Annotated in this window: 23 protein-coding genes; 4 read left to right on the top strand and 19 right to left on the bottom strand. The window is 62.4% G+C overall.

Features of this window, described 5'->3' with window-relative positions; translation table 11 throughout:
• Positions 1–116 precede the first annotated feature (116 nt).
• Together QDT79_RS07075 and QDT79_RS07070 are read left to right on the top strand one after the other, a co-directional pair.
• Positions 117–1,493 (top strand): APC family permease, encoded by a 1,377-nt coding sequence (locus QDT79_RS07075; RefSeq protein WP_063991514.1) that lies wholly within the window; start codon positions 117–119, stop codon positions 1,491–1,493.
• A gap of 2 nt (positions 1,494–1,495) precedes the next feature.
• Positions 1,496–2,605 (top strand): DmpA family aminopeptidase, encoded by a 1,110-nt coding sequence (locus tag QDT79_RS07070; RefSeq protein WP_130018706.1) that lies wholly within the window; start codon positions 1,496–1,498, stop codon positions 2,603–2,605.
• Positions 2,606–2,642: 37 nt separating this feature from the next.
• Here QDT79_RS07070 and QDT79_RS07065 read toward each other — a convergent pair whose 3' ends face one another.
• The 10 genes from QDT79_RS07065 to QDT79_RS07020 all read right to left on the bottom strand — a co-directional run bounded on the left by QDT79_RS07065 (position 2,643) and on the right by QDT79_RS07020 (position 11,609).
• Positions 2,643–3,893, bottom strand: a complete 1,251-nt coding sequence (locus QDT79_RS07065) for a phospholipase D-like domain-containing protein (protein WP_308316343.1) — start codon at positions 3,891–3,893, stop codon at positions 2,643–2,645.
• The gene (locus tag QDT79_RS07060) at positions 3,886–4,536 is read right to left on the bottom strand and encodes a MotA/TolQ/ExbB proton channel family protein (protein ID WP_107226700.1); all 651 of its coding nucleotides are present in this window, start codon (positions 4,534–4,536) and stop codon (positions 3,886–3,888) included. Before QDT79_RS07060 ends, QDT79_RS07065 begins: the two co-directional genes overlap by 8 nt.
• Positions 4,537–4,582: 46 nt before the next feature.
• Positions 4,583–6,823: a TonB-dependent receptor family protein gene (locus tag QDT79_RS07055; protein WP_308316342.1), complete on the bottom strand. Its 2,241-nt coding sequence runs from the start codon at positions 6,821–6,823 to the stop codon at positions 4,583–4,585.
• A gap of 39 nt (positions 6,824–6,862) precedes the next feature.
• Positions 6,863–7,609 carry an energy transducer TonB family protein gene (locus tag QDT79_RS07050; RefSeq protein ID WP_107226698.1) on the bottom strand — a complete coding sequence of 249 codons (747 nt, stop codon included), beginning with the start codon at positions 7,607–7,609 and terminating at the stop codon, positions 6,863–6,865.
• A 1-nt stretch (position 7,610) separates the two neighbouring features.
• Entirely contained in the window at positions 7,611–8,018 is a 408-nt protein-coding gene (locus QDT79_RS07045) for an ExbD/TolR family protein (protein WP_033636945.1), read from the bottom strand.
• A gap of 244 nt (positions 8,019–8,262) precedes the next feature.
• Complete coding sequence (locus QDT79_RS07040; protein ID WP_063991520.1) at positions 8,263–8,586, bottom strand: helix-turn-helix domain-containing protein; 324 nt, start codon at positions 8,584–8,586, stop codon at positions 8,263–8,265.
• Positions 8,549–8,929, bottom strand: a complete 381-nt coding sequence (locus tag QDT79_RS07035) for a type II toxin-antitoxin system RelE/ParE family toxin (protein WP_033641319.1) — start codon at positions 8,927–8,929, stop codon at positions 8,549–8,551. Before QDT79_RS07035 ends, QDT79_RS07040 begins: the two co-directional genes overlap by 38 nt.
• Positions 8,930–9,192: 263 nt before the next feature.
• Positions 9,193–10,113 carry a L,D-transpeptidase family protein gene (locus QDT79_RS07030; RefSeq protein WP_063991649.1) on the bottom strand — a complete coding sequence of 307 codons (921 nt, stop codon included), beginning with the start codon at positions 10,111–10,113 and terminating at the stop codon, positions 9,193–9,195.
• Positions 10,114–10,345: 232 nt separating this feature from the next.
• Positions 10,346–11,221, bottom strand: coding sequence for a helix-turn-helix domain-containing protein (locus QDT79_RS07025; RefSeq protein ID WP_308316341.1), 876 nt, complete (start codon positions 11,219–11,221; stop codon positions 10,346–10,348).
• Between the two features lie 10 nt (positions 11,222–11,231).
• Positions 11,232–11,609: a hypothetical protein gene (locus tag QDT79_RS07020; protein ID WP_049202336.1), complete on the bottom strand. Its 378-nt coding sequence runs from the start codon at positions 11,607–11,609 to the stop codon at positions 11,232–11,234.
• 120 nt (positions 11,610–11,729) lie between these two features.
• Between QDT79_RS07020 and QDT79_RS07015 the strand changes: the two genes are divergently transcribed.
• The gene (locus QDT79_RS07015) at positions 11,730–12,551 is read left to right on the top strand and encodes an AraC family transcriptional regulator (RefSeq protein ID WP_019453262.1); all 822 of its coding nucleotides are present in this window, start codon (positions 11,730–11,732) and stop codon (positions 12,549–12,551) included.
• 38 nt (positions 12,552–12,589) lie between these two features.
• Here the strand turns inward: QDT79_RS07015 and QDT79_RS07010 are convergent, their stop codons facing one another.
• From QDT79_RS07010 to QDT79_RS06975, 8 genes are all read right to left on the bottom strand, one after another.
• Positions 12,590–13,726 carry a porin gene (locus QDT79_RS07010; RefSeq protein ID WP_060440835.1) on the bottom strand — a complete coding sequence of 379 codons (1,137 nt, stop codon included), beginning with the start codon at positions 13,724–13,726 and terminating at the stop codon, positions 12,590–12,592.
• A 118-nt stretch (positions 13,727–13,844) separates the two neighbouring features.
• Positions 13,845–14,111 (bottom strand): hypothetical protein, encoded by a 267-nt coding sequence (locus QDT79_RS07005; protein ID WP_130018711.1) that lies wholly within the window; start codon positions 14,109–14,111, stop codon positions 13,845–13,847.
• Entirely contained in the window at positions 14,096–14,866 is a 771-nt protein-coding gene (locus QDT79_RS07000; protein ID WP_038878344.1) for a 3-hydroxybutyrate dehydrogenase, read from the bottom strand. The genes QDT79_RS07005 and QDT79_RS07000 overlap by 16 nt, the downstream gene beginning before the upstream one ends.
• Positions 14,867–14,878: 12 nt before the next feature.
• Entirely contained in the window at positions 14,879–16,270 is a 1,392-nt protein-coding gene (locus QDT79_RS06995; protein ID WP_063991522.1) for a GntP family permease, read from the bottom strand.
• 45 nt (positions 16,271–16,315) lie between these two features.
• A complete protein-coding gene (locus QDT79_RS06990; RefSeq protein WP_308316340.1) occupies positions 16,316–17,239 on the bottom strand; it encodes a 3-hydroxyacyl-CoA dehydrogenase family protein in 924 nt (307 codons plus the stop codon).
• An 18-nt stretch (positions 17,240–17,257) separates the two neighbouring features.
• The gene (locus QDT79_RS06985; RefSeq protein ID WP_063991523.1) at positions 17,258–18,442 is read right to left on the bottom strand and encodes an acetyl-CoA C-acetyltransferase; all 1,185 of its coding nucleotides are present in this window, start codon (positions 18,440–18,442) and stop codon (positions 17,258–17,260) included.
• A gap of 14 nt (positions 18,443–18,456) precedes the next feature.
• Positions 18,457–19,110 carry a CoA transferase subunit B gene (locus QDT79_RS06980; protein ID WP_025305151.1) on the bottom strand — a complete coding sequence of 218 codons (654 nt, stop codon included), beginning with the start codon at positions 19,108–19,110 and terminating at the stop codon, positions 18,457–18,459.
• An 11-nt stretch (positions 19,111–19,121) separates the two neighbouring features.
• Positions 19,122–19,820 carry a CoA transferase subunit A gene (locus tag QDT79_RS06975; protein WP_049212496.1) on the bottom strand — a complete coding sequence of 233 codons (699 nt, stop codon included), beginning with the start codon at positions 19,818–19,820 and terminating at the stop codon, positions 19,122–19,124.
• 168 nt (positions 19,821–19,988) lie between these two features.
• On the opposite strand from QDT79_RS06975, the gene QDT79_RS06970 reads away from it, so the two are divergent.
• Positions 19,989–20,906, top strand: a complete 918-nt coding sequence (locus QDT79_RS06970) for a LysR family transcriptional regulator (protein ID WP_063991524.1) — start codon at positions 19,989–19,991, stop codon at positions 20,904–20,906.
• On the opposite strand, the gene QDT79_RS06965 is transcribed toward QDT79_RS06970, so the two are convergent.
• Entirely contained in the window at positions 20,896–21,195 is a 300-nt protein-coding gene (locus QDT79_RS06965) for a helix-turn-helix domain-containing protein (RefSeq protein ID WP_019453270.1), read from the bottom strand. The genes QDT79_RS06970 and QDT79_RS06965 overlap by 11 nt on opposite strands.
• Positions 21,196–21,236: the final 41 nt, after the last annotated feature.

Raw genomic sequence — 21,236 nt, 5'->3', positions numbered from 1 at the left:
GGGAAGTTCGCTTCCCCGGTATTTCCACGCGCTCCATTTCATCTTTACGCAGGACAACAGAGTCGCCCTTCTGGCGACAACAACAATTCACCCAAGCGTTAATGGAGTAGTTCCCAATGAAAGAGTCCGCCCCTGAACACACCTTCAAAGGCAATCTCAGCGTCCTCGACGTGGTGATGATCACCGCGTCCGGCGTGACGCCGGCCAGCTCCATCTTCGTCATCGCGCCGCTGGCGATCGCCAGCGCCGGCAGCGGCGCCTTTCTGTCGTTTCTGATCGCCGCCTGCGTCGCCGCCGCCATCGCGCTGTGCTATGCCGAGCTCGGCGCCGCACACCCCAGCGCCGGCGGTGAGTACAGCATCATCAAGCGCCTGTTCGGCACCCTGTGCGGGTTGCAGACCTACCTGTTTATCCTCAGCGCCTCGCTGTTCGTGCCGGCGGTGCTGGCGACCGGCGCGGTGCCCTACCTGAACACCGCGCTGGGCACCCAGTTCGACGCCTCGACCGCCGGCATGCTCACCGTGCTGGTCGGCGGCATCTGCGCCATTTTCAACATCAAGGCCAACGCCCTGCTGACCGGCGCCTTTCTGGTGGTGGAAGTGGCGGTGCTGGCGCTGATCGCCTGGCTCGGCTTCAGCCACCCGCATCAGAGCACGGAGATCCTCACCGCGCCGGTGATGCTGGACGCGCAAGGTAGCCTGGCGCCGGTATCGCTGCCGCTGATCGTCGCCATGGTCGGGGTCGCGCTGTTCTCCTACAACGGCTACGGCGCGGCGGTGTACATGGCGGAAGACATGCGCGAACAGGGCAGGCCGATGGCGGTCGCGATCATGCTGACGCTGGTCATCGTGGTGCTGGTGGAACTGGTGCCGTTCACCGCCCTGCTGCTCGGCTCGCCGTCGCTGACGGAGATGGCCAAACAGGCCGATCCGGTCGGCTATGTGGTCACCGAGCTCGGCGGCCCGACGCTGGCGCGGGTGGTAAGCGGCGCGATTTATCTGTCGGTGTTCAACGCCATCATCGCCATCGTGGCGCAGTTTAGCCGCATGATGTTTGCCAGCGGGCGCGACGGTTTCTGGCTGCCGACGTTTAACCGGGCGCTGAAAATCATCCACCCGCGCTTCGGCACCCCCTGGATCGCTACCCTGCTGTTCGGCGTGCCCTCGGCGCTGCTGGCGTTTTGCTCCGATCTCGAATCGCTGACCTCGTTCACCGTGATCCTGCTGCTGCTGGTGTACATCATCATGGCGGTGGCGGCGCTGATCAGCCGCCGTCGCCGCCACTTCCACCACCCGTACCTGATGCCGCTGTGGCCGCTGCCGGTGGTGGTGGCGCTGCTGTGCTGCCTGTACGTGCTGTGGACGATTTTGATCGCCAGCAGCCTGAAAGACTTTATTATCATTGCCGGCATCATCGGCTTCGGGCTGGCGCTGAACCATCTGCGCGGCCGCCAGGCGGCGCCCCTCGCCGCCCCCTCAATAGAAGGAGAATAACCATGACGCAGCGCGCTCAGGATCTGGGCATTATCATCGGACAGGGCACGCCCGGCCCGCTGAACGCCATCACCGACGTGCCCGGCGTGCGCGTCGGCCATGCCAGCATTCATGCCGATTTAGCGGACGGGCGCAGCGTGCGCACCGGCGTGACGCTGATCGAACCGCGCCCCGGCTCCGCCCGCCACGCCCCCTGCTTTGCCGGCGTGCACGTGCTGAATGGCAACGGCGACGCCACCGGCCTGGAATGGGTGCGCGAAGCGGGCCTGCTGACCAGCCCAATCGCCTTCACCAATACCCACAGCGTGGGCGTGGTGCGCGATGCGCTGATCGCGCTGGAGCGTGAAACGCTGCCCGCGGGCGACCACGCGGTGTACTGGAATATGCCGGTAGTGATGGAAACCTTCGACGGCCTGCTCAACGACATCAACGGCTTTCACGTCAAGGCCGAGCACGTGCGCCAGGCGCAACAGGCGGCCCAGGGCGGCTTGCCGCAGGAAGGCGCGGTCGGCGGCGGCAGCGGCATGATCTGCCATGAATTCAAAGGCGGCAGCGGCACCGCATCGCGCCGTTTGCCCGCCGATCAGGGCGGCTGGACGGTGGGCGCCATCGTGCAGGCCAACCACGGCAAGCGCGAGTCGCTGCTGGTCGGCGGTTACCCGGTAGGCCGGCATCTGGGGCATCTCCCCTCGCCGTTCACGCCGCAGTTGCCGCATCCCGGCATGGGCTCCATCGTGGTGGCGCTGGCGACCGATGCACCGCTGCTGCCGCACCAGTGTGCGCGGCTGGCGCAGCGCGCCAGCATCGGCATCGCCCGCACCGGCGGCGGCACCGAGGACTCGAGCGGCGACATTTTCATCGCCTTCGCCACCGGCAACGACGGCCTGCCGCCCGCCGACTACGCCAATAAAGGCGCCTTCACCACGCCGCTGCGCATGGTGAACAACGACTACATTTCGGCGCTGTTCGCCGCGGCGGCGGAAGCGGTGGAGGAAGCGATCGTCAATGCGCTGCTGGCGGCCAATACCGTCAGCGGCAACGGCCACCGGGCGGAAGGGTTAAGCGCCGAACAGCTGGTGAGGGCGCTGGAGAAAACCGGCTGGCGGCGGTAAAAAAATCAGGGCGCGGGGGTTAACCGCGCCCTGCTTATCAGGATTCGCCGCCCGGCTTGGGCGTCGGGTAGTCGTAATCCAGCCGCAACGGTTCGGCGTAGACGCTGTTCCACAGCTGTTGGTACAGCTGGTCCAACCGCCCGCTCATCGCCGCGCTGCGCATCACCAGCTCCAGATTGCGCGAGTTGTCCAGATAGCCGCCGGTCCAGTTGCTGGTGCCCACCCAGGCAATCTCATCGTCGATGGTCATCAGCTTGCTGTGGATCACCCGGGCAAACGGAATGAAGCCACTGCTGGCCGGTGGAATGGTCACCACTTTGATCTGCACGTTCGGCACCAGCGCCAGGCTCTTCAGCCAGGCGATATCCGGCTTTTTGGTGTTCCAGTTGGCCACCATCAGTTCGATCTGCACCCCGCGCGCCGCCGCGCTGCGCAGCGCGTTGTCGATCACCGCGTAGAAGGGGCGACTGCGCTCCGGGCCGAACGACAGCGGCGCGTAGTCCATCACCTGCACCCGCACTCGCCGTTTGGCGTCGGCCAGCAGACGCGGCAACTCGGCCTGCGAGTCAATCACCCCCTCCGGATTGTAGGCGCGCGGGCTGGCCACCAGATAGTTGCCCTGCGGCTGCGCCGTCGTCGGCGAATCGGGCAGCGCCGGCACCGGCTTATCCTGCGCCAGCAGCGCCTGCGCCCGCCAATCCTGCTCGAAGATCGCCTGGATCTGCCCCACCACCTTGACGTCGCTGATGCGCAGCCCTGTTTCGTGAATGTGCTCCAACGCGCGCCAGTCGAAGTTCTGGCTGCCGACGAACGCCTGCTCGCCGTCCACCAGCAGATATTTGGCATGCAGAATGCCGCCGCTCAGCTTCTGATAAGGAATGATGCGCAGCTCCAGATTGGGGATCGCCTTCAGCTGTTCCAGCGTCTCGGCGGTAGAAATGCGAAGGCCCTTCTCTTCCACCAAAAAGCGAATTTTCACCCCGCGTTCGCCGGCCGCCTTCAGGTGCTGCAGCACGCCGTCCAGCAGCGAACCGTCCTGATTCGCCACGTAGAACTGCCCCAGATCGATGCGGGTTTTCGCCGCGTCGAACATCTCGCGCCACACCTCGGCGGTGTTGCGCAGGTCGTCGGCCTGCAGCGCGGTTTCCACCGGCGCGGTGTACACCAACTCATAGCCGGGAATAGCAAAACGCGCCGCAGCGCTCTGGCTCAACATCAATAAACAACCGCCCCACAATGCCGTATAAAGGCGGCCGAGCGGCCGCCGTACTGGATGGCCATTAGGCATAGCGCGGCGCCCCGCTGTCAACCCATTGTTCACCGCTGCCGCTCTCCGGGCGGCTGGCCGGTTGGCCGGCGCGGATCAACAGCACCTTCAGCAGTTCGTTGATGCGCTCCATGCGGCTCTGCAGGAAGTTGTTGGCCACCAGGCACAGCAGCGCGATGGCGATGCCGAGGCCAGTGGCGTACAGCGCGGTGCCCATCCCGGCCGACACCAGGCTCGGCTCGGACACCCCCGAGGCGGCCAGCGCCTTGAAGGTTTCGATGATCCCCATCACGGTGCCGAGCAGCCCCAGCAGCGGCGCGGCGGTGACCACGGTTTCCAGCAGCCACAGGCCGCGCGCCATCGGCGGCTTGCTCAGCAGGTACTGGGCGTCGATCAGATCGCCGATCGCCTCACGGTCGCCGGCGTGGTGTTTCTGCGCCAGCACCGGCGCGATCACCGCCATCGGTAGGCTGTTGCGCTGGGTCAGCTCGTCCGGCAGATCGGCGGTGCGGCGCACGTCCGGCGTCAGCGCCTGCTCCAGCTTGCGCGCCTGGCGTTGGGTGTAGGCGAAGTACAGCGTGCGTTCGATGATGATCACCAGCGCAATCGCCAGCGCGGCGTACATCACGTAGAAAATAATGTCGTGCAACAGATTGGCGTCCATACAGAGTTCCTCTTCCCCGCCGCCCGGCAGGCGACGGGGTATTCAGTTAAAAGGTGGCTTCCAACGAGACGCTGAAGGTGCGTTCTTCGCCGACGTTGTAATACGGCGTGCTGGCCTTCACGCCGCCGTAAGGCGCCGCGTTGAAGGTGGTGGTGCGCGCCGAGGTCAGGTATTCCTTGTCAAACAGGTTGCTGATGCCAAAACGCAGCGCGGCGCTCTTGACGATTTTCTTGTCCACCGGCAGATGCACGCCCGCCGCCAGATCGAACACCGTCCGGCCGCCGATCTTCTCGTCGTTAGTCAGATCGCCGTAGAACGAACTGACGTACTTGCCGCTGACGCTGCCGTAATACCGCCCGTCGTCATAACCCAGCGTCATGTTCAGCAGGTTTTTCGGCACGTTCGGCACCTCTTTGCCGGAGGTCGGCAGTGGCAACCCGTTGCTGACGATGTCGCTCTTCTGCTTCGATTCGGTGTAGGTATAAGAGGTGTAGTAGTTGAAGTTATGCGGCAACTGGCCGCTCCACTCCAGCTCCAGCCCTTTGTTCTCCACGTTGCCGATGTTCATCATCTCGTAGTCGCCCGACGAGTTGGTGGTGGAGATTTGGCGATCGCTGTAACGCATGTAGAACAGCGTGGCGCTCAGCAGCATGTCTTCCTGCTGGAAACGCCAGCCCAATTCATGGTTCCAACTCAGTTCCGGCTTGGTGCTGAGCGAGTCTCCGGCGTTGTACAGCACGTAGTTCGGCGGCGTGCGCATGTTGCGCGTCAGGTTGTAGAACACCTGATTTTCCTGATTCACCTTATAACTGGCGCTGAAGTTCGGCAGGAACTCATGGTAAGTGGCGTTTTTGCTGTCCGGCCGCTCGGTCAGGCTGCCGTACCGCTGTCCCTTGCGCTCAACGTATTGATAGGCTAACCCACCGACGAAGGTCCAGTCCGGCGTGGCGAACCAGGTATCCTGCAGCCACACCTTCTGCGCCGGGGTGATGGTGTACTGATTGCGCCCCTGCACCGTATTGCCGTTGGCGTCCTTCACCTGATCGGAACCGCCCGGTTTACCCGAGATTTGCGCCGGATTGCCATCATCTTTGATGCTGATGAACGGTTGGGTCTGCAGCTGGCGCGCGCGCTCGTACCAGTAACCGATGTCCAGGCTGTGCTGATCGTTGATGTCCCACTTCAGCTTGGTAGTGATACCCGGCCGCCAGGTTTGGGTCCACGACGGGCGGTAATAGGTATTGGACTGCAGATTGCTGAGGTCATACTGCCCGGCCTTGCTGGAGGTGCTGGACAGCACCGACGCCGTCTGGCCGTTGAAGCTGCCGCCGTTGCCCCAGTAGTAATACGGTTGCAGAGTCAGCGACAGGTTGTCGCGCAACTGCAGCTTCTGGCTGAACGACAGAGTGAAGGTTTCGAACGGGTTGCGCTCGATCTTGTAGTACTTGTTCAACTGCCCTTTGCTGTTGTACTCCGGCGTGGTGGCGTAGTCGGTATCACGGCCATCGTTTTGGAACTGCGCCTTGCTCAGGGTGTTGTAGTTGGTGTTGTTCTGGCGGTTGTACTTCATGATCAGGTTGCTGCTGTTGCCGTTGCCGTCTTCGTACAGCGAGTTCATTTCGAACTTGTCGGAGTACAGGCGCCCTTCACCGCGCCATTTCTTCGCCTCGGTGTGCGAATAAGATATCCAGTTGCTGAAGCCGTTGTACTCGCCGGTCTCCAGGCGGGCAAAGGTTTTGCTCAGGTTATTGCTGCCCAGCGTCTGCTTGAGGAAACCGCCGAAGTCTTTCGCCGGGCGGCGCGTCACCAGGCCAATGTTGCCGCCGCTGGAACCGATGTGCGGGCCATCCGCTTCGGAGGAGCCCTGGGTGACGAACACCTCCTCCAGGTTTTCCGCATCGCCCAGCAGGTTCGGGTACACCGCGTAGTTGCCGGAGTCGTTGATCGGAATGCCGTCCATCGACAGGCCGATCTGATCCGAGTTCATACCGCGCATGGTGTAGTCCACGCCGCTCAGGCCACTGGCGTCGTTGCTGTTGACGTTCAGGCCCGGCGTGTATTTCAGCTTATCGATGGCGTTGCCCGCCGCCGGCATTTTTTCCATCGCCTCTTTGGTGACGGTGGAGCGCGCCTTGGCGCTGTCATCCTGCACCATCATGCCGCCGCCGAGCGACTGCCCCTTGACGCTGATGGTGCCGACATCGGTGGCGTCGGCCGCCAGCGCGGTGCCCGGCAGCATCGCCGACATCACCGCCAGATAGATCCCAGAACGATTAAACGATTTCATTGTGTGCATCCCATAAAAATCAAACGATTAACCCTTGCGCTAAGGCGCCTGATAATTGAACGTTGCGGTAAATCTTTTGGTTGTTTGCCCGGCGAATGCCTCGCTCGGGAACGGCTTTACTGAACTGATGCTTTGCAGGCTGCTCATCGCCGCGCGGTTCAGCAACATGCTGGCGGCTTTGTTGGCGATGCCGGAAGAGAGCACCCGCCCGCTGCGATCGACTTCCAGCCACACTTCGACGTTGCCCTGCGGGCGCTCGAGCGAAGCCTGGCGCCCGCTGGGGTAGCGCTTGCGCTGTTCCAGCTCGCGGCGCAAGGCCAGCAGATAGCCGTTTTCAATCGCCTGTGCGTTCACCTTCGGCGCAGCCGGGGCGGCCGGTGCGGGCTGCGCCGCCGGTTTGCTGACCAGCGCACGCGGGGCGGCAGGCGCCGGCGTCGGTTTAGGCTTCTCTACCGGTTTGGCTTTCTCTTTCACCGGTTTGGGTTTGGGTTTCGGCTGCGGTTTCGGCACCGGCTTGGCTTCTACGATCGGCTCCGGCGCCGGCACCACCGGTTCGGGGAGTGGCTCCGGCTCGGGCGGCGGCGGTTCGGGCAGGGGTTCCGGCGGCGTTTCCGGTTGGGGTTCAGGCGCCGGTTCAGGCTCCACCAGCGCCAGTTCGATGGCGGTTTCGTCGTAGCGCGGTTGGATCTTCAGCGCCGCCTGCTGGCTGGCGAACAGCAGGCAACCGGCGACAATCAGCGCCGGCAGCCAGCTGAAAAGATGACGTGAGCGATAGAGCAGATACATGTCACAGCTTCCGTGTCGCGATGGAGACGGAAAAGAAACCGCCCTGGCGCAGGTTGTCCATGACCGCCACCAGCCGCTCAACCGCCACGCCCTTGTCGCTGTTGACGATGATGGTGGTGGTCTGGTTAGCCTGCTGCTGTTGCTTCAGCGTGTTGACCAACGCGCCGAGCGCGATCGGTTGGCCATCCAGCTGCAGCTGTTCGTCGGCCCCCAGCGTGATGATCGCTTTCTTCTGCGGTTTCAGCTGCTGCGCGCTGCCGGCAGACGGCAGCTGCGTTTTCAGCCCGAGCGCCGGAATGACGTTCAGGCTAATCAAGACGAAAAACACCAATAAAAACATCATCACGTCGATCATCGGGATCAGCTCGATGTGCGCTTTATTCTTTTTCGGTTCGTTCCAGTTACGCATGACACTCCCTCCCAAAAGCGAAGCAGCCAATATAGGAGGGGTTTGTTTACCTTTTGTTACGCTTGTGTGATCTTATTTTCACAGTGTGGATTTTTTGCGAGAATTTTTTCAATGGCAGGCGATAACGGAGAAGATATAACTTATTAATTAGCGATAGTTTTTATTGGAATAATTGCGATGCGGGCATTTCAGAGAATCAAAGCCAGAGGGGATAATGTGATAATAGTGACAGCCCAAACGGTCACTACAACAAGACCTCAAGCCCGTGCTTGCGTACGATCGAAAGCAGCTTAAGCGACACGCCCCCCGGCCGCTTCACCCCCGTTTCCCATTTCTGTACGGTCGACACGCTGGTATTCAGATAACGGGCAAAAACCGGTTGGCTTAAACGTAACTGCTCGCGCAACGCTTTGATCTCCTGGGGCTGCAACATCTCGACCGGAGCAAGGCAAGACTCGTCGAAACTACGTAGGGTTTCCAGAGAAATGGCGCCAGTACGATGCAATCCTTCAGCCGCGCTGTGAATCGCCTCAAAGGCCGGACTCCGAAACGTTTTTTCCTTCTTCATGGCAAATCTCCATCCATTCGTTCTTCACGACCAAGGATTGGAGCATTTCGTCGCTCAACGCGCCAAAATGCACCGCCAACTTGCGAAAAGCTTGCAATTCCGCCCCAGAGATATTGGCCTGGACCTGCTTGGCAAACAAAAAAACATACACCCAATGCCGACCGTTTTTCGCTAATACCAACGCGCGGTCCCGATTGTGATTAAGACGTTTTTTAAATACACCACCGCCTAAATCCACAGCCAAACCCCGTTGTACATCGTGTACCGCCCGACATAATGCCTTATCGGTAATGCCGTGCGCCTGAGCCTTCTTGCTAAACCAGCGAGTTTTAAATGTACGCATTGCGATGAGTTTCCCGTAAAAACATAGCACTTAGTGAAATGCTTTTCCAGAGCATTCCTTCCCGTCAGCATCACCTCAAACGTCGATGATGACCACCATGAGAAACCCGATTTGCATGATGGCGCGCATCATGATTTCTTGCTGTGCAACGTTGAGGGCATCATTGCGCACGCACACGCAACAGCATGTTTTGCATGTTTTACGGGCATAAAAAAAGACGCCCGCAGGCGTCTTCTTGGCATTTTCACTGAGGCCGGAGGCAATCAGTTCACTTTCACCGGCATACCGGAACGGGCTTTGATCGCCGCGTCCACTTCGCTCTGGTTGACGCCGGCGTCCATCAGCACTTTGCCGACCGGCGCGGAAATGGTCAGCGGCACCGGATCTTTCGATTGCAGCTGCTCTTCGTTGGCCGACAGCGGGTTGTGCACTTCCACGTAGCGCGAGCCGTCCGGTTCGACGGTGGCTTTCATCGGTTCGTTGATGAACTGCACGCGGGTGCCGACCGGCACGTTATCGAACAGGTACTTGATGTCGTCGGCGCGCAGACGCACGCAGCCGTGGCTCACGCGCAGGCCGATGCCGAAGTTGGCGTTGGTGCCGTGGATGGCGTACAGGCGGCCGACATACAGCGCATACAGCCCCATCGGGTTGTCCGGGCCGGCCGGGAACACCGCAGGCAGGATTTCACCGTCGGCCGCGTATTCGGCGCGCATCTTGGCGGTCGGCGTCCAGGTCGGGCCGTCTTTCTTGCGCTGCACGGTGGTGGTCCAGTTCAGCGGGGTGTCTTTACCCAGCTGGCCGATGCCGATCGGCAGCACCACCACGGTGTTGGACCCTTTCGGGTAGTAGTACAGACGCATCTCGGCGCTGTTGATGATGATGCCTTCACGCGGCGCGTCCGGCAGGATCAACTGCTGCGGAATGGTCAGGGTGCTGCCGGCCTTTGGCAGGAACGGATCCACGCCCGGGTTGGCCTCCAGCATGTTGCTCAGCCCCATCTGATACTGGGCGGCAAAGCTTTCCAGCGGCAGTTTGCTGTCTTCCGGTACGGTGATTTGGATATTCTCGCCCACCAAACGGCTGTCTTTTGGCGGCAGCGGGTAGACGACGGCGAAGGCAGCCTGGCTGAATGCAACCAGTGCCGTAAACAGGGTTAATAACGCGCGAATGCTCATTTTCATCTTCGTGTTGGTCAAGGCCACTGGCGATTAGGGATATCGGTTTCTACGGCCACCTTGCCCCGATGAATTTCAGCCGGCAGCCAACGGCGCTGCGGCCTGAAAAGCCAGGGGGATTTGACCGGATGCGCATTATATGTGCACATCAATCAAAGTGTGAACCATTACCGATGTAATATCGCAATTTTTTGTAACCTGACGCGCCATGATGGCGATTTTTTGCGAGAACCGCCGCCTAACCGGCGGCGGCCAACGCTTCCACCCGCCGGATAGGGATCAGATACTCGCAGCGGATCGCCGCGCCGCCAAGCGGGCAGCTGCCCTCCTGCGCTGGGTAGAAACGCTCGATATCCTGCCCCGGCCGGCGGACGGCGTTCATCTGCGGCATCGCGGTGTCATACAGCCGCGCGATAAAGTTTTGTAACCCTTCCGCCTGCCCTTGATAGGTGAAACGGGCATACTCCCCCTGTTCGATAGTCACCCGCTCCCCCATCGCCCCTTCGTCCGGCAGAGCGGCGGTATAGGCCATGCGCGGGTTACCCCGGCGTTGCCTGTCAACCTCCAGACTGGTGAGGCCGTATACCACCTCCGGCAGCGCCTGCGGCTGCAGCAGTTGCCGCCAGGCGTGGCGGCGCAGCTCGCACTTGGAAGCCGCCAGCTGCCCCAGCGTAAAGCTGCGACGCTGGGTGTTGCCCACCAGCTGCATGGCGGGCAGCGTCACGATATCGGCCTGCGGCAACGGCGTTTCGGTCAGCCGCAGCGGCGGCTGCAGACCGTAGCTCGACCAATCCTGGCTGCGGCGATAGCTGGCCGGCGGCAGACCGAACTGCTTGCGGAAGCAACGGGTGAAGGTCTGCTGCGAATCGAACTGGTAAGTATCGGCGATGCAGGCCACGCTGGTGCCGGTCAGGCGCAGTTCGCGCGCGGCGGCGGTCAGCCTTCTGCGACGGGCGTAAGTGCCGAGAATATGGCCGGTATGCTGCTTGAACATTCGCTGCAAATGCCACTTGGAGTAGCCGGACTTGGCGGCAATGTCGTCCAGCGTCAGCGGCTGATCCAGGCTCTGCTCGATCCAGGCCAGCAGCTGTTCAATCACCTGTTGCTGGTGCATGGTATTCCCCTTATTTTAACAATAACGTCTGCGCCAATACCCGCCCTGCGGCTTCATCGGCGGCCACCAGCACCGGATAGCCCCAGAACTTGGCGCCGTATTCGGCGAATTCTTCCGCCGCCGCGCGTTTGGCGTCGTCCGGTTCCAGCATGATCATGCCTTTCACCCACAGCTTCAGCGCCTCGCGGTTATCGCGCTTCCACAGCGCGACCTGGGTGCGGGCATCGCGGTCATGTTCTTGTTCTTCATCGCCGACGCTGCGGTCGGTCATCAGGACAAAGGGTTCGGCGCGCGCCAGCAGCGCGCTGAATTCGGCCAGCTCGGCCTGGGTATCGCGCCCGTTTTGGCGCATCCATACCAGCGGAAAATCGGCGGTATCCAATGACATAATCAGTTTCCTCACGAAATGGTTTAGGACTGGCGCTTACTTTATCGGCACCGGCGCTAGACCACATTGCGCAATCAGGACATAATACTTTTCAATTCCGCCAAATTGAGAATTGTTCTCATGAAAGTACAGATCCCCCGTCACTGTCTGGATATCGATCAGGTGCCGCGTCCGCTGTTTGCCCTGCAAGGTTCGACCCTTGAGCAGGATTGGGAAGTCGAGCCGCACCGCCACCAGAAGGCGCAGTTGATCTATACGGTACGCGGCATGATCCGCTGCGAAGTGGAAAACGGGCTGTGGCTGGTGCCGCCGCAGTGCGCGCTGTGGATGCCGGGCAACGTGTTGCACAACGCCCAAGGCGCCGGCTCCACCGAAGCCTACTGCCTGTTCGTCGATCAACATGCCGCCGCCGGTCTGCCGCAAAACTGCTGCACGCTGTCGGTCTCGCCGCTGCTGCGCGAGCTGCTGCTGCAGGCCAGCACCTTCGAGCCGCTCTACGACGAACAGGGCGCCGAGGGGCGCCTGACTGCGGTACTGCTGGACCAGCTGGCGGCCGCGCCGATCGAGAATCTGCACCTGCCGGTGTCCGACGACGCGCGCATTCGGCAGTTGACCGAAGGCATGCTGAGCAGCCCGGCGGACAAATCCACCCTCGGGCAGTGGGCGCAGCGCATCGGCATGAGCGAGCGCTCCCTCAGCCGCACCTTGCAACAGCAGATGGGCATGAGCTTCGGCCACTGGCGGCGCCAGCTGCACGTGATGCTGGCGCTGCAGCGCCTGACGCAGGGCGAGAGCGTACAGACGGTGGCGCTGGATCTGGGCTACGAGAGCGCCAGCGGCTTCGTCACCATGTTCAGAAAGGCGGTAGGCAAACCGCCGGCGCGCTACCTGGCGGAGCGCAACGCCTCTGGAGAGACCCTGGGCGGCGCAATCACCATGTGAAAAAGCCGGCGCAGGCGCCGGCTTGAAGCAGGTGAGAATCAGAAGTCGTAGAACACCGTAATCCAGGTGGAGTCCGGCTCGTTGTCGCTGCTGTTGGCCAGCGTGCGCTCCACATACACCGACAGACCGTAACCGATGGTGGTGCCCGCGCCGAGGTAAACGTGGTTGGCGTGATACGCCTCGTCACCCTTCAGCCGCAGCGAGTCCGCCGCCACGTAAGGCTGGATCGATTTGAGGAACGGCTTGTCGATATTGAAGGTGTAACCGACAAAGCCTTCCAGCCCGTAGCCGTCACCGGCGAAGAAGTGCGACAGCGTGCGCTGGCGGGTGCTCGGCACATAGTCTTTGTAATAGCTGGCGGTGCCGACGATGTACCAGTTGTTCGGCTGCCAGGTTAACGCGGTGCCGGACAGCTGCTGGTGATAATCCTTTTCGCTGTACAGATTGTCTTTGATCTTCGCGTCGGTATAACTGTAGGCCGCGCTGAAGGTAAAATCTTTCGTCACCTTGTAATCGAAGCCCAACCCGCCACCGCCCTTGCGGCGATAAATCAGGTTATCCGCGGTGTGCAGATCGTCTTCCGGCAATAAATAGTTGGCGTACAGCGTTACCGGCCCGAAATCATTGGTGTACTTGATGCTGTTTTTCGGTTTATTGCCGCCGTCGTAGTCGCCGGAAATACCGATGCCGGTGCCGCCCGCATGGCCATCGTTATCCCAGACGTCGCTTTTGATGCCGACCACCGAATAATAGATGCCGTATTGATGGCCGTAGGTCAGGGTGCCGTAACGATCGTCTTTGAAACCGGCGTACAGCTGGCGCTGATAGTCGCGCTTGCCGTCTTCGTTATAGTGCCCGTCCCAGCTGAGCGCGTGCGCCAGATCGACGCCCCACTCGTAATAGCCGATGATCGAGGTGTCCTGCGTCAGCGCATAGTCGCCGCTGAAGCGAAAACGCGTGCCGCCGTCGTGGCCGTTTTTGTCATAGCCCGGCTCAGGGCCGTTATTGAAGATCCACTCGGGGCGAATGCTGCCGCCCACTTTTACACTGAGCGGCGCCAGCAACACATTGCTTTGCGGGTTTTTATCCAGAATGGTGATCTCGGCCTGTGCGCCAGCGGATAACGCCGACAGCAAGACGCCGCCAATGAATATTGGCGTTGTATTTTTTCTCATTATTACCCCTGCCCGAAAAAATTATTGTTATAAACACGGTGGTCTTAAGCCACGCAGAAATAATTACCCGATGTGAACAGCGCACGCAAGATATAAAAATTCACGCCATAACCTGTCATTATTTCAGGTTGGATTTAATTTCAGCAAAAACGTGTTCATCTGTAACGCGGAGAAAAATAATGTAATAGCCGCAGCACGAAATAAACCAATCCGCACGTTTCACCCAAAATAAACCGGCGTGATTATCCGGGAATAAAAATAGCAAATAACAAATAAATATTATTGCCGCAGGTAAACCGTCACGCAGGGGAATTAACTGATGAGGGGAAATAACGACGGAGCGCGTTGCGCGCTCCGAGAGAGAATTCACTACTGCGCCAGCCAACCGCCGTCCATGTTCCAGGCGGCACCGCGCACCTGCGCCGCCGCATCGCTGCACAGGAACAGCGCCAGCTCGCCGAGCTGCTCTGGCGTGACGAACGCTTGCGAAGGCTGCTTCTCCGCCAACAGCTCATCGCGCGCCCGCTGCGGATCGGTCCCGGCGGCAATGCGTTTGTCGATCTGCTGCTGCACCAGCGGCGTCAGCACCCAGCCGGGGCAGATGGCGTTGCAGGTGACGGGCGTGCGTGCAGTCTCCAGCGCCAGCGTCTTGGTCAGCCCCACCACGCCGTGCTTGGCCGCCACATAGGCCGACTTGTCTTTCGACGCCACCAGCCCGTGCACCGACGCCACGTTGATGATGCGCCCCCAGTTGCGCTCGCGCATCCCCGGCAGCGCCAATCGGCAGGTGTGGAACACCGCCGACAGGTTGATGGCGAGGATGGCGTTCCATTTCTCCACCGGGAACTGATCCAGCGGCGCCACGTGCTGAATGCCGGCGTTGTTCACCAGAATGTCCACGCCGCCGAACTCGCGTTCGGCATACTGCATCATGTCCGCTATCTGGGCCGCATCGCCGAGATCGGCGCCGTGATACCCCGGCGCGGCGCCCAGCCGCGCGACCTGCGCTTGCGCCTGCTCCACGTCGCCGAAGCCGTTGAGGATCACGCGCGCGCCGGCGGCGGCCAACACGGACGCTATCCCGAGGCCGATGCCGCTGGTCGAGCCGGTCACCAGCGCGGTTTTGCCTTGTACACTCATGGTATCGCTCCTTTAAACAATGCCGGTCAGGTAGAACACGCCGATCACGAACAGCACCGCGGCGCTCTTGATCAGGGTGATGGCGAAGATGCCGCCATAGGCCTGCCGGTGGCTGAGGCCGGTGATCGCCAGCAGGGTGATCACCGCGCCGTTGTGCGGCAAGGTGTCCATGCCGCCGCTGGCCATCGAGGCCACCCGGTGCAGCACCTCCAGCGGAATCTGTGCCGCATGGGCGGCGGCGATAAAGCTGTCGGACATCGCCGCCAGCGCGATGCTCATGCCGCCGGAGGCCGATCCGGTGATGCCGGCCAACAGGGTGACGCTGATCGCTTCGTTCAGCAGCGGATTGGGGATCGCCGACAGCGCCTGCGACAGCACCAAAAAGCCCGGCAGCGCGGCGATCACCGCGCCGAAGCCGTATTCGGAGGCGGTGTTCATCGCCGCCAGGATCGCGCCGCCGACCGCCGTCTTGCTGCCTTCCGCCAGCCGGCCGCGAATATTGCGAAAGCCGAACACCACCACCAGCAGAATACCCGACACCAGCGCCGCTTCCACCGCCCAGATGGCGGTGATCTTCGCCACGTCGGTGGCGATCGGCTTGGCCAGCCCCGGCAGCGTCAGCTCATGGCTGGCGCCGTACCACTGCGGGATCCAATGGGTGAAGCCAAGGTTGAATACCCCGACCAAAATCAACGGCAGGATGGCGATCAGCGGGTTCGGCAGGTTGATGTCGTCCGGGGTTTCCGGCTCGTTCAGCAGATCGGTGCCGTATCCCTCTCCCTTCAGCTGCGCCTTGCGCCGCTGGCGTTCAAGATACAGCAGACCGACCGCGATGATGAACAGCGAGCCGATCAGCCCCAGCCAGGGCGCGGCCCAGGCATTGGTGCCGAAGAAGCTGGTCGGGATGATGTTTTGGATCTGCGGCGTGCCCGGCAAGGCGTCCATGGTGAAGGAGAAGGCGCCGAGCGCCACGGTGGCCGGGATCAGCCGCTTGGGGATACCGCTCTGGCGGAACAGCTCGGCGGCAAACGGATAGACCGCGAACGCCACCACGAACAGCGACACCCCGCCGTAGGTCAGCAGCGCGCACACCAGCACGATCACCGGAATGGCGTGACGCCGGCCGAGAATGCGGATCGCCGCCGCGACGATCGAACGGGAAAAGCCGGACAGCTCGATCAGCTTGCCGAACACCGCCCCCAGCAGGAACACCGGGAAGTAGAGCTTCACGAAGCCGACCATCTTCTCCATAAACAGCCCGGTGAAGGTCGGCGCCACCGCGCCGGGATCGGTCAACAGCACCGCGCCCAGCGCGGCGATCGGGGCGAACAAAATCACGCTGTAGCCGCGGTAGGCGGCCAGCATCAGTAATCCCAGTGCTGCCAGGGCAATCAAAACGCTCATCGGTCACCTCAGTATCGTTGTTATTGTCAGGTACGGAGTGCGAAATTACGGTTTCAGCGCAAAGCGCAGCTGATGCGCCCGTCGCCGTTGAATGCGTTCCCTGCGTGCGTCATCCCAAAGATAAAATCCCCGGCCGCTGCGCTGGCCGGTATCGCCGCGCTGCAGCCGCTGTTCCACCAGCGCCATCATCTCGTCGCCGGTCGCCAGTTCCGGGAACAGGTGGCGGACGATGTCCGCCACCGTCGGCAGCCCGGTCATGTCGGCGGCCTCCAGCGGGCCGACCATGGCGTAGCGCCGGCCCAGCGAGGCGCGCATCACCTGATCCACCACCTCGGCGCTGGCGATGCCGCTGTGGACGATGTGCAGCGCCTCGCGCAGCACCGCAAACTGCAGCCGGTTGCCGACAAACCCCGGCGCGGCGCGCTCCAGCAGCACCGCCTCCAGCGCCATCCCGCCGAGCAGCGCCTGCACCGCCGCCAGATGGCGCGGATCGGTGGCGCGGCCGGGCACGATCTCCACCAGCGGGATCAGGTGCGGCGGGTGCCAGAAGTGGGCAATCAGCAGGCGCTGCGGGTGGGTCATGCGCGCCGCCAGCTCGTCCGGCGGCAGGCCGCTGGTGTTGCTGGCAATCACCGCGTCGTCGGCGATCAGCCCTTCCAACTGCTCATACAGCGCGTGCTTCAGCTCGAGCCGTTCCGGGATCGCCTCGATAAGCAGCCGGGCGCGCGCCACGTCGTTCAGCTCGCCGGTCACGCGCAGGCGCGCCAGCGCCGCGTCGCGCTCATCGTTATCAAACTGCCCAACGTCGCTCAGCTCGGCCAGAATGCCGCTCGCCACCGCCGGCGCCTCCACCCGGCGCTGCGGATCCGGGTCATACAGCAGCACCTCATGGCCGTGGCGAATAAAGTGGGTGGCGATGCCCACCCCCATCAATCCGGCGCCCAGTACCGCATAGTCAGATGACTGCATCGTGCCCTCCTCGGTTGTTTACGGGCGCTCTACCGCCAGCGCCACGCCCTGCCCGCCGCCGATGCACAGCATCGCCAGCCCCTTGTTCACCCCGCGGCGCTGCATTTCGTACAGCAGCGACACCAAGATGCGACAGCCGGACGCGCCGATCGGATGCCCCAGCGCGATCGCTCCGCCGTTGACGTTGACCCGCTCCGCCTCCCAGCCCAGTTCTTTGCCCACCGCCAGCGCCTGCGCAGCGAAGGCTTCGTTGGCCTCGATCAGATCGACCTCGTCCAGCCGCCAGCCGGCCTTTTCCAGGCAGCGGCGCGCGGCCGGCACCGGGCCGATGCCCATGATCGCCGGATCGACGCCCGACGAGGCGTAACCGGCGATGCGCGCCAACACCGGCAAGCGCAGCGCGGTGGCTTTTTCCGCGCTCATCAGCAGCACCACGGCGGCGCCGTCGTTGAGCGATGAGGCGTTGCCGGCGGTTACCGTACCCTCCTTGCGAAACGCCGGGCGCAGCCGCGCCAGCGCCTCCAGGCTGGTGTCGCGCGGCTGTTCGTCGTGCTTAACAAGCAACGCTTCGCCCTTCGGCTTCGGCACCGTCACCGGCGTGATCTCCTGCGCGAAACGCCCGGCCTGCTGCGCCGCCTGCGCCTTCTGCTGCGAGCGCAGCGCAAAGCTGTCCTGTTCGGCGCGGCTGATGGCGTATTTCTCCGCCAGGTTCTCGGCGGTGATGCCCATGTGGTAGTCGTTGAACGCGTCCCACAGGCCATCGTGGATCACGCTGTCCACCATCTGCGCGTGGCCGAGGCGCAGACCGGCGCGCGCACCGGCCATCAGGTAAGGCGACTGGCTCATGCTCTCCTGGCCGCCGGCGATCACCGCCTCGGCGTCACCGCTGCGGATCGCCTGCACCGCCAGATGCACCGCCTTCAAACCAGAGCCGCACACCTTGTTGATGGTCAGCGCCGGCGTTGTAACGGGCAGCCCGGCATTCAGCGCGGTCTGGCGCGCCGGGTTCTGCCCGCAGCCGGCGGTCAGCACCTGGCCGAGGATCACTTCATCGATCTGCTGCGGCGCCACCCCGCTTTGCGCCAGCAGCCCTTGCACCGCCGCCGTGCCCAGTTCCACCGCCGTCAACGGCGCCAGCGCGCCGTGAAAACTGCCGACCGGCGTGCGCGTTGCCGCCACGATCACCACTTCACGTTGTTGCACATTCACCTCCCGATTCAGAAACGCATTTCCGGCACTTGCTCCGGCACGATCAGCCGGCCGGCGGTTTTGGCGACAATCTCCGCCACGCTGACGCCCGGCGCGCGTTCGCGCAGCACGAAGGCGCCGTCTTCAATTTCCAGATAGGCCAGATCGGTCAATACCTTGCGGATGCAGTTGGCGCCGGTCAGCGGCAGCGTGCAGCGCGGCAGCAGCTTGGACTCGCCGCCTTTCGCGGCGTGGGTCATCACCACGATGATGTTCTCCGCCCCCGCCACCAGATCCATCGCACCGCCCATGCCCTTGACCATCTTGCCGGGGATCATCCACGAGGCGATGTTGCCCTCGACGTCCACTTCAAACGCCCCCAGCACGGTCAGATCGACGTGGCCGCCGCGGATCATGGCGAACGACTGCGCCGAATCGAAGATCGACGCGCCGAGGCGTGCGGTGACCGTCTGCTTGCCGGCGTTGATCATGTCTGCGTCCAGCTGCTGCTCGGTCGGGAACTCGCCCATCCCCAGCAGGCCGTTTTCCGACTGCAGCATCACGTCCATGCCCGCCGGCACGTAGTTGGCCACCAGCGTCGGGATGCCGATGCCCAGGTTGACGTAGTAACCGTCCCGCAGCTCTTGCGCCACGCGCTGCGCCATTTGTTCACGGGTAAGCATGCAAATTCTCCTTATGCCCGCAGGGTGCGTTGTTCGATACGCTTCTCGAAGGTGCCCTGGATCAGCCGATCGACGTAGATGCCGGGGGTGTGGATCGCCGCCGGATCCAGCTCGCCCGGCGCGACGATCTCTTCCACTTCCACCACCGTGATGCGCCCGGCGGTCGCCATCAGCGGATTGAAGTTCTGTGCGGTGTGGCGGTAGATGACGTTGCCGAAGTGATCGGCCTTCCAGCCTTTAACGATGGCGAAATCGCCGGTGATGGCGGTTTCCATGATGTAAGGGCGGCCGTTGAACTCGCGCACCTCTTTGCCTTCGGCGATCGGCGTGCCGTAACCGGTGGCGGTGAAGAACGCCGGGATACCGGCGCCGCCGGCGCGGATCTTCTCCGCCAACGTGCCCTGCGGCGTGAGATCCACCTCCAGTTCGCCGCTGAGCGCCTGCTGCTCGAACAGCGCGTTTTCGCCGACGTAAGATCCCACCACCTTGCGGATCTGCTGGGTTTCCAGCAGCCGCCCGAGGCCGAATCCGTCGACGCCGCAGTTGTTGGAGACCACCGTCAACCCGCGCACGCCGCGCCGGCGGATCTCTTCGATCAGGTTTTCCGGGATGCCGCACAGGCCAAAGCCGCCCGCCAGCACCGTCATGTTGTCCGTCAGGCCTGCCAGCGCTTCCTGGTAGCTGCCGACGCGTTTGTCGAGCCCTGCCATATCGTTGCCCCTGCATGTTGCGGCGCAGGGCGAAATGCCCTGGCTTGCGTGAGGGCATCTTCAGGTCACAAAAATGATTTGTTAATTTTGTTTTTATGCCGCATTCATTTAGAATTTTTATTAATCAGTCGTTAACCGACAATTAACAAAGAGTTAACGCCAGCCAAAATGAAAATGAGCATCAAACAGTTACGTGCGTTTTTAGCGGTAGCTCACACTCTGAACTTCGCCCAGGCCAGCGAGCGGCTGAATATTTCTCAGCCGGCGCTCAGCCTGGCGATCCGTGGGCTGGAAGACGCACTGGGCGGGCCGCTGCTGCTGCGCACCACCCGCCGGGTGACGCTGACGCCGGAGGGGGAAACCTTCTTCCCGATGGCGCGCCAGCTGCTGGCGGATTGGGACAACGCGGAAGAGGCGATGCGCCAGCGCTTCACCCTGCAGATGGGCAAGGTGGCGATCGCCGCCATGCCGTCGTTCGCCGGCAACCCGCTGCCGCCGATCCTCAAGGCGTTTCGCGATCGCTACGCCGGCATCAACGTGGCGGTGCACGACGTCATCAACGAGCAGGTGTTTGAAATGATCCGCGAAGGGCGGGTGGAGATGGGCATCGCCTTTGAACCGGAGCCGAGCGACACCCTGCACTTCACCCCGCTGTGCCGCGATCGCTTTCTGGCGGTGGTGCCGAAGGATTCGGCGCTGGCGCGCAAGGCGCAGGTAAGCTGGAAAGAGCTGCTGACGCTGGATTTCATCACCCTGCAGCGGCCATCGGCGGTGCGGCTGCTGCTGGAGCAGGAGCTGGCCCGCAGCGGGCGAACGCTGGAGGTGGCGTTTGAAAGTCACCAGCTGGTGACGGTCGGGCGCATGGTGGCCAACGGCCTCGGCGCAAGCGCGGTGCCGGCGCTGTGCGAGAAACAGATGGATGAGCTGGGGGCGGTCTGCGTGCCGCTGATCGGCCCGATCATCGAACGGCGCGTGGGCCTGATCCGCCTGGCGCAGCACCAACTCTCATCCGCCGCGCAGGCGCTGGCGACGGTGATCGAACGGGAAATGGCGGGGAGTGGCGCACAGCCTGCACTTAAACCGTAAACCCGACGTGCTTGCCGCCCGGCAGCTCAACGTCCAGGCGCAGCGTGCCGCCCATCGCTTCCACGTAGCGTTTCAGGGTCGAAATCTTCAGCTCATTGCCGCGCCCTTCGATGGCCGCGACAGAAGGCTGGGAAATGCCCAGCGTTTTCGCCAGTTCCTGTTGGGAAATATTCAGCGCTTCCCGCAGCTGGTGCAGGTGCGCTTCAAACAGCATCTCTTCGGCCATTTCCTCGATGCGCCGGCGGCTCTCCGGGGTGCGGGAGGCCAGCAGTTGCTTTAAGGTGCTCATGGGTTACTCCTTGCAAACTCTTTCGTTGTCATTACCGTCCA

This window comes from Serratia marcescens (genome assembly GCF_029846115.1).
GTDB lineage: Bacteria > Pseudomonadota > Gammaproteobacteria > Enterobacterales > Enterobacteriaceae > Serratia > Serratia marcescens_L.
Note: the sequence above shows the minus strand (reverse complement) of the source record. Positions and strands in the feature narration are given on the sequence as shown.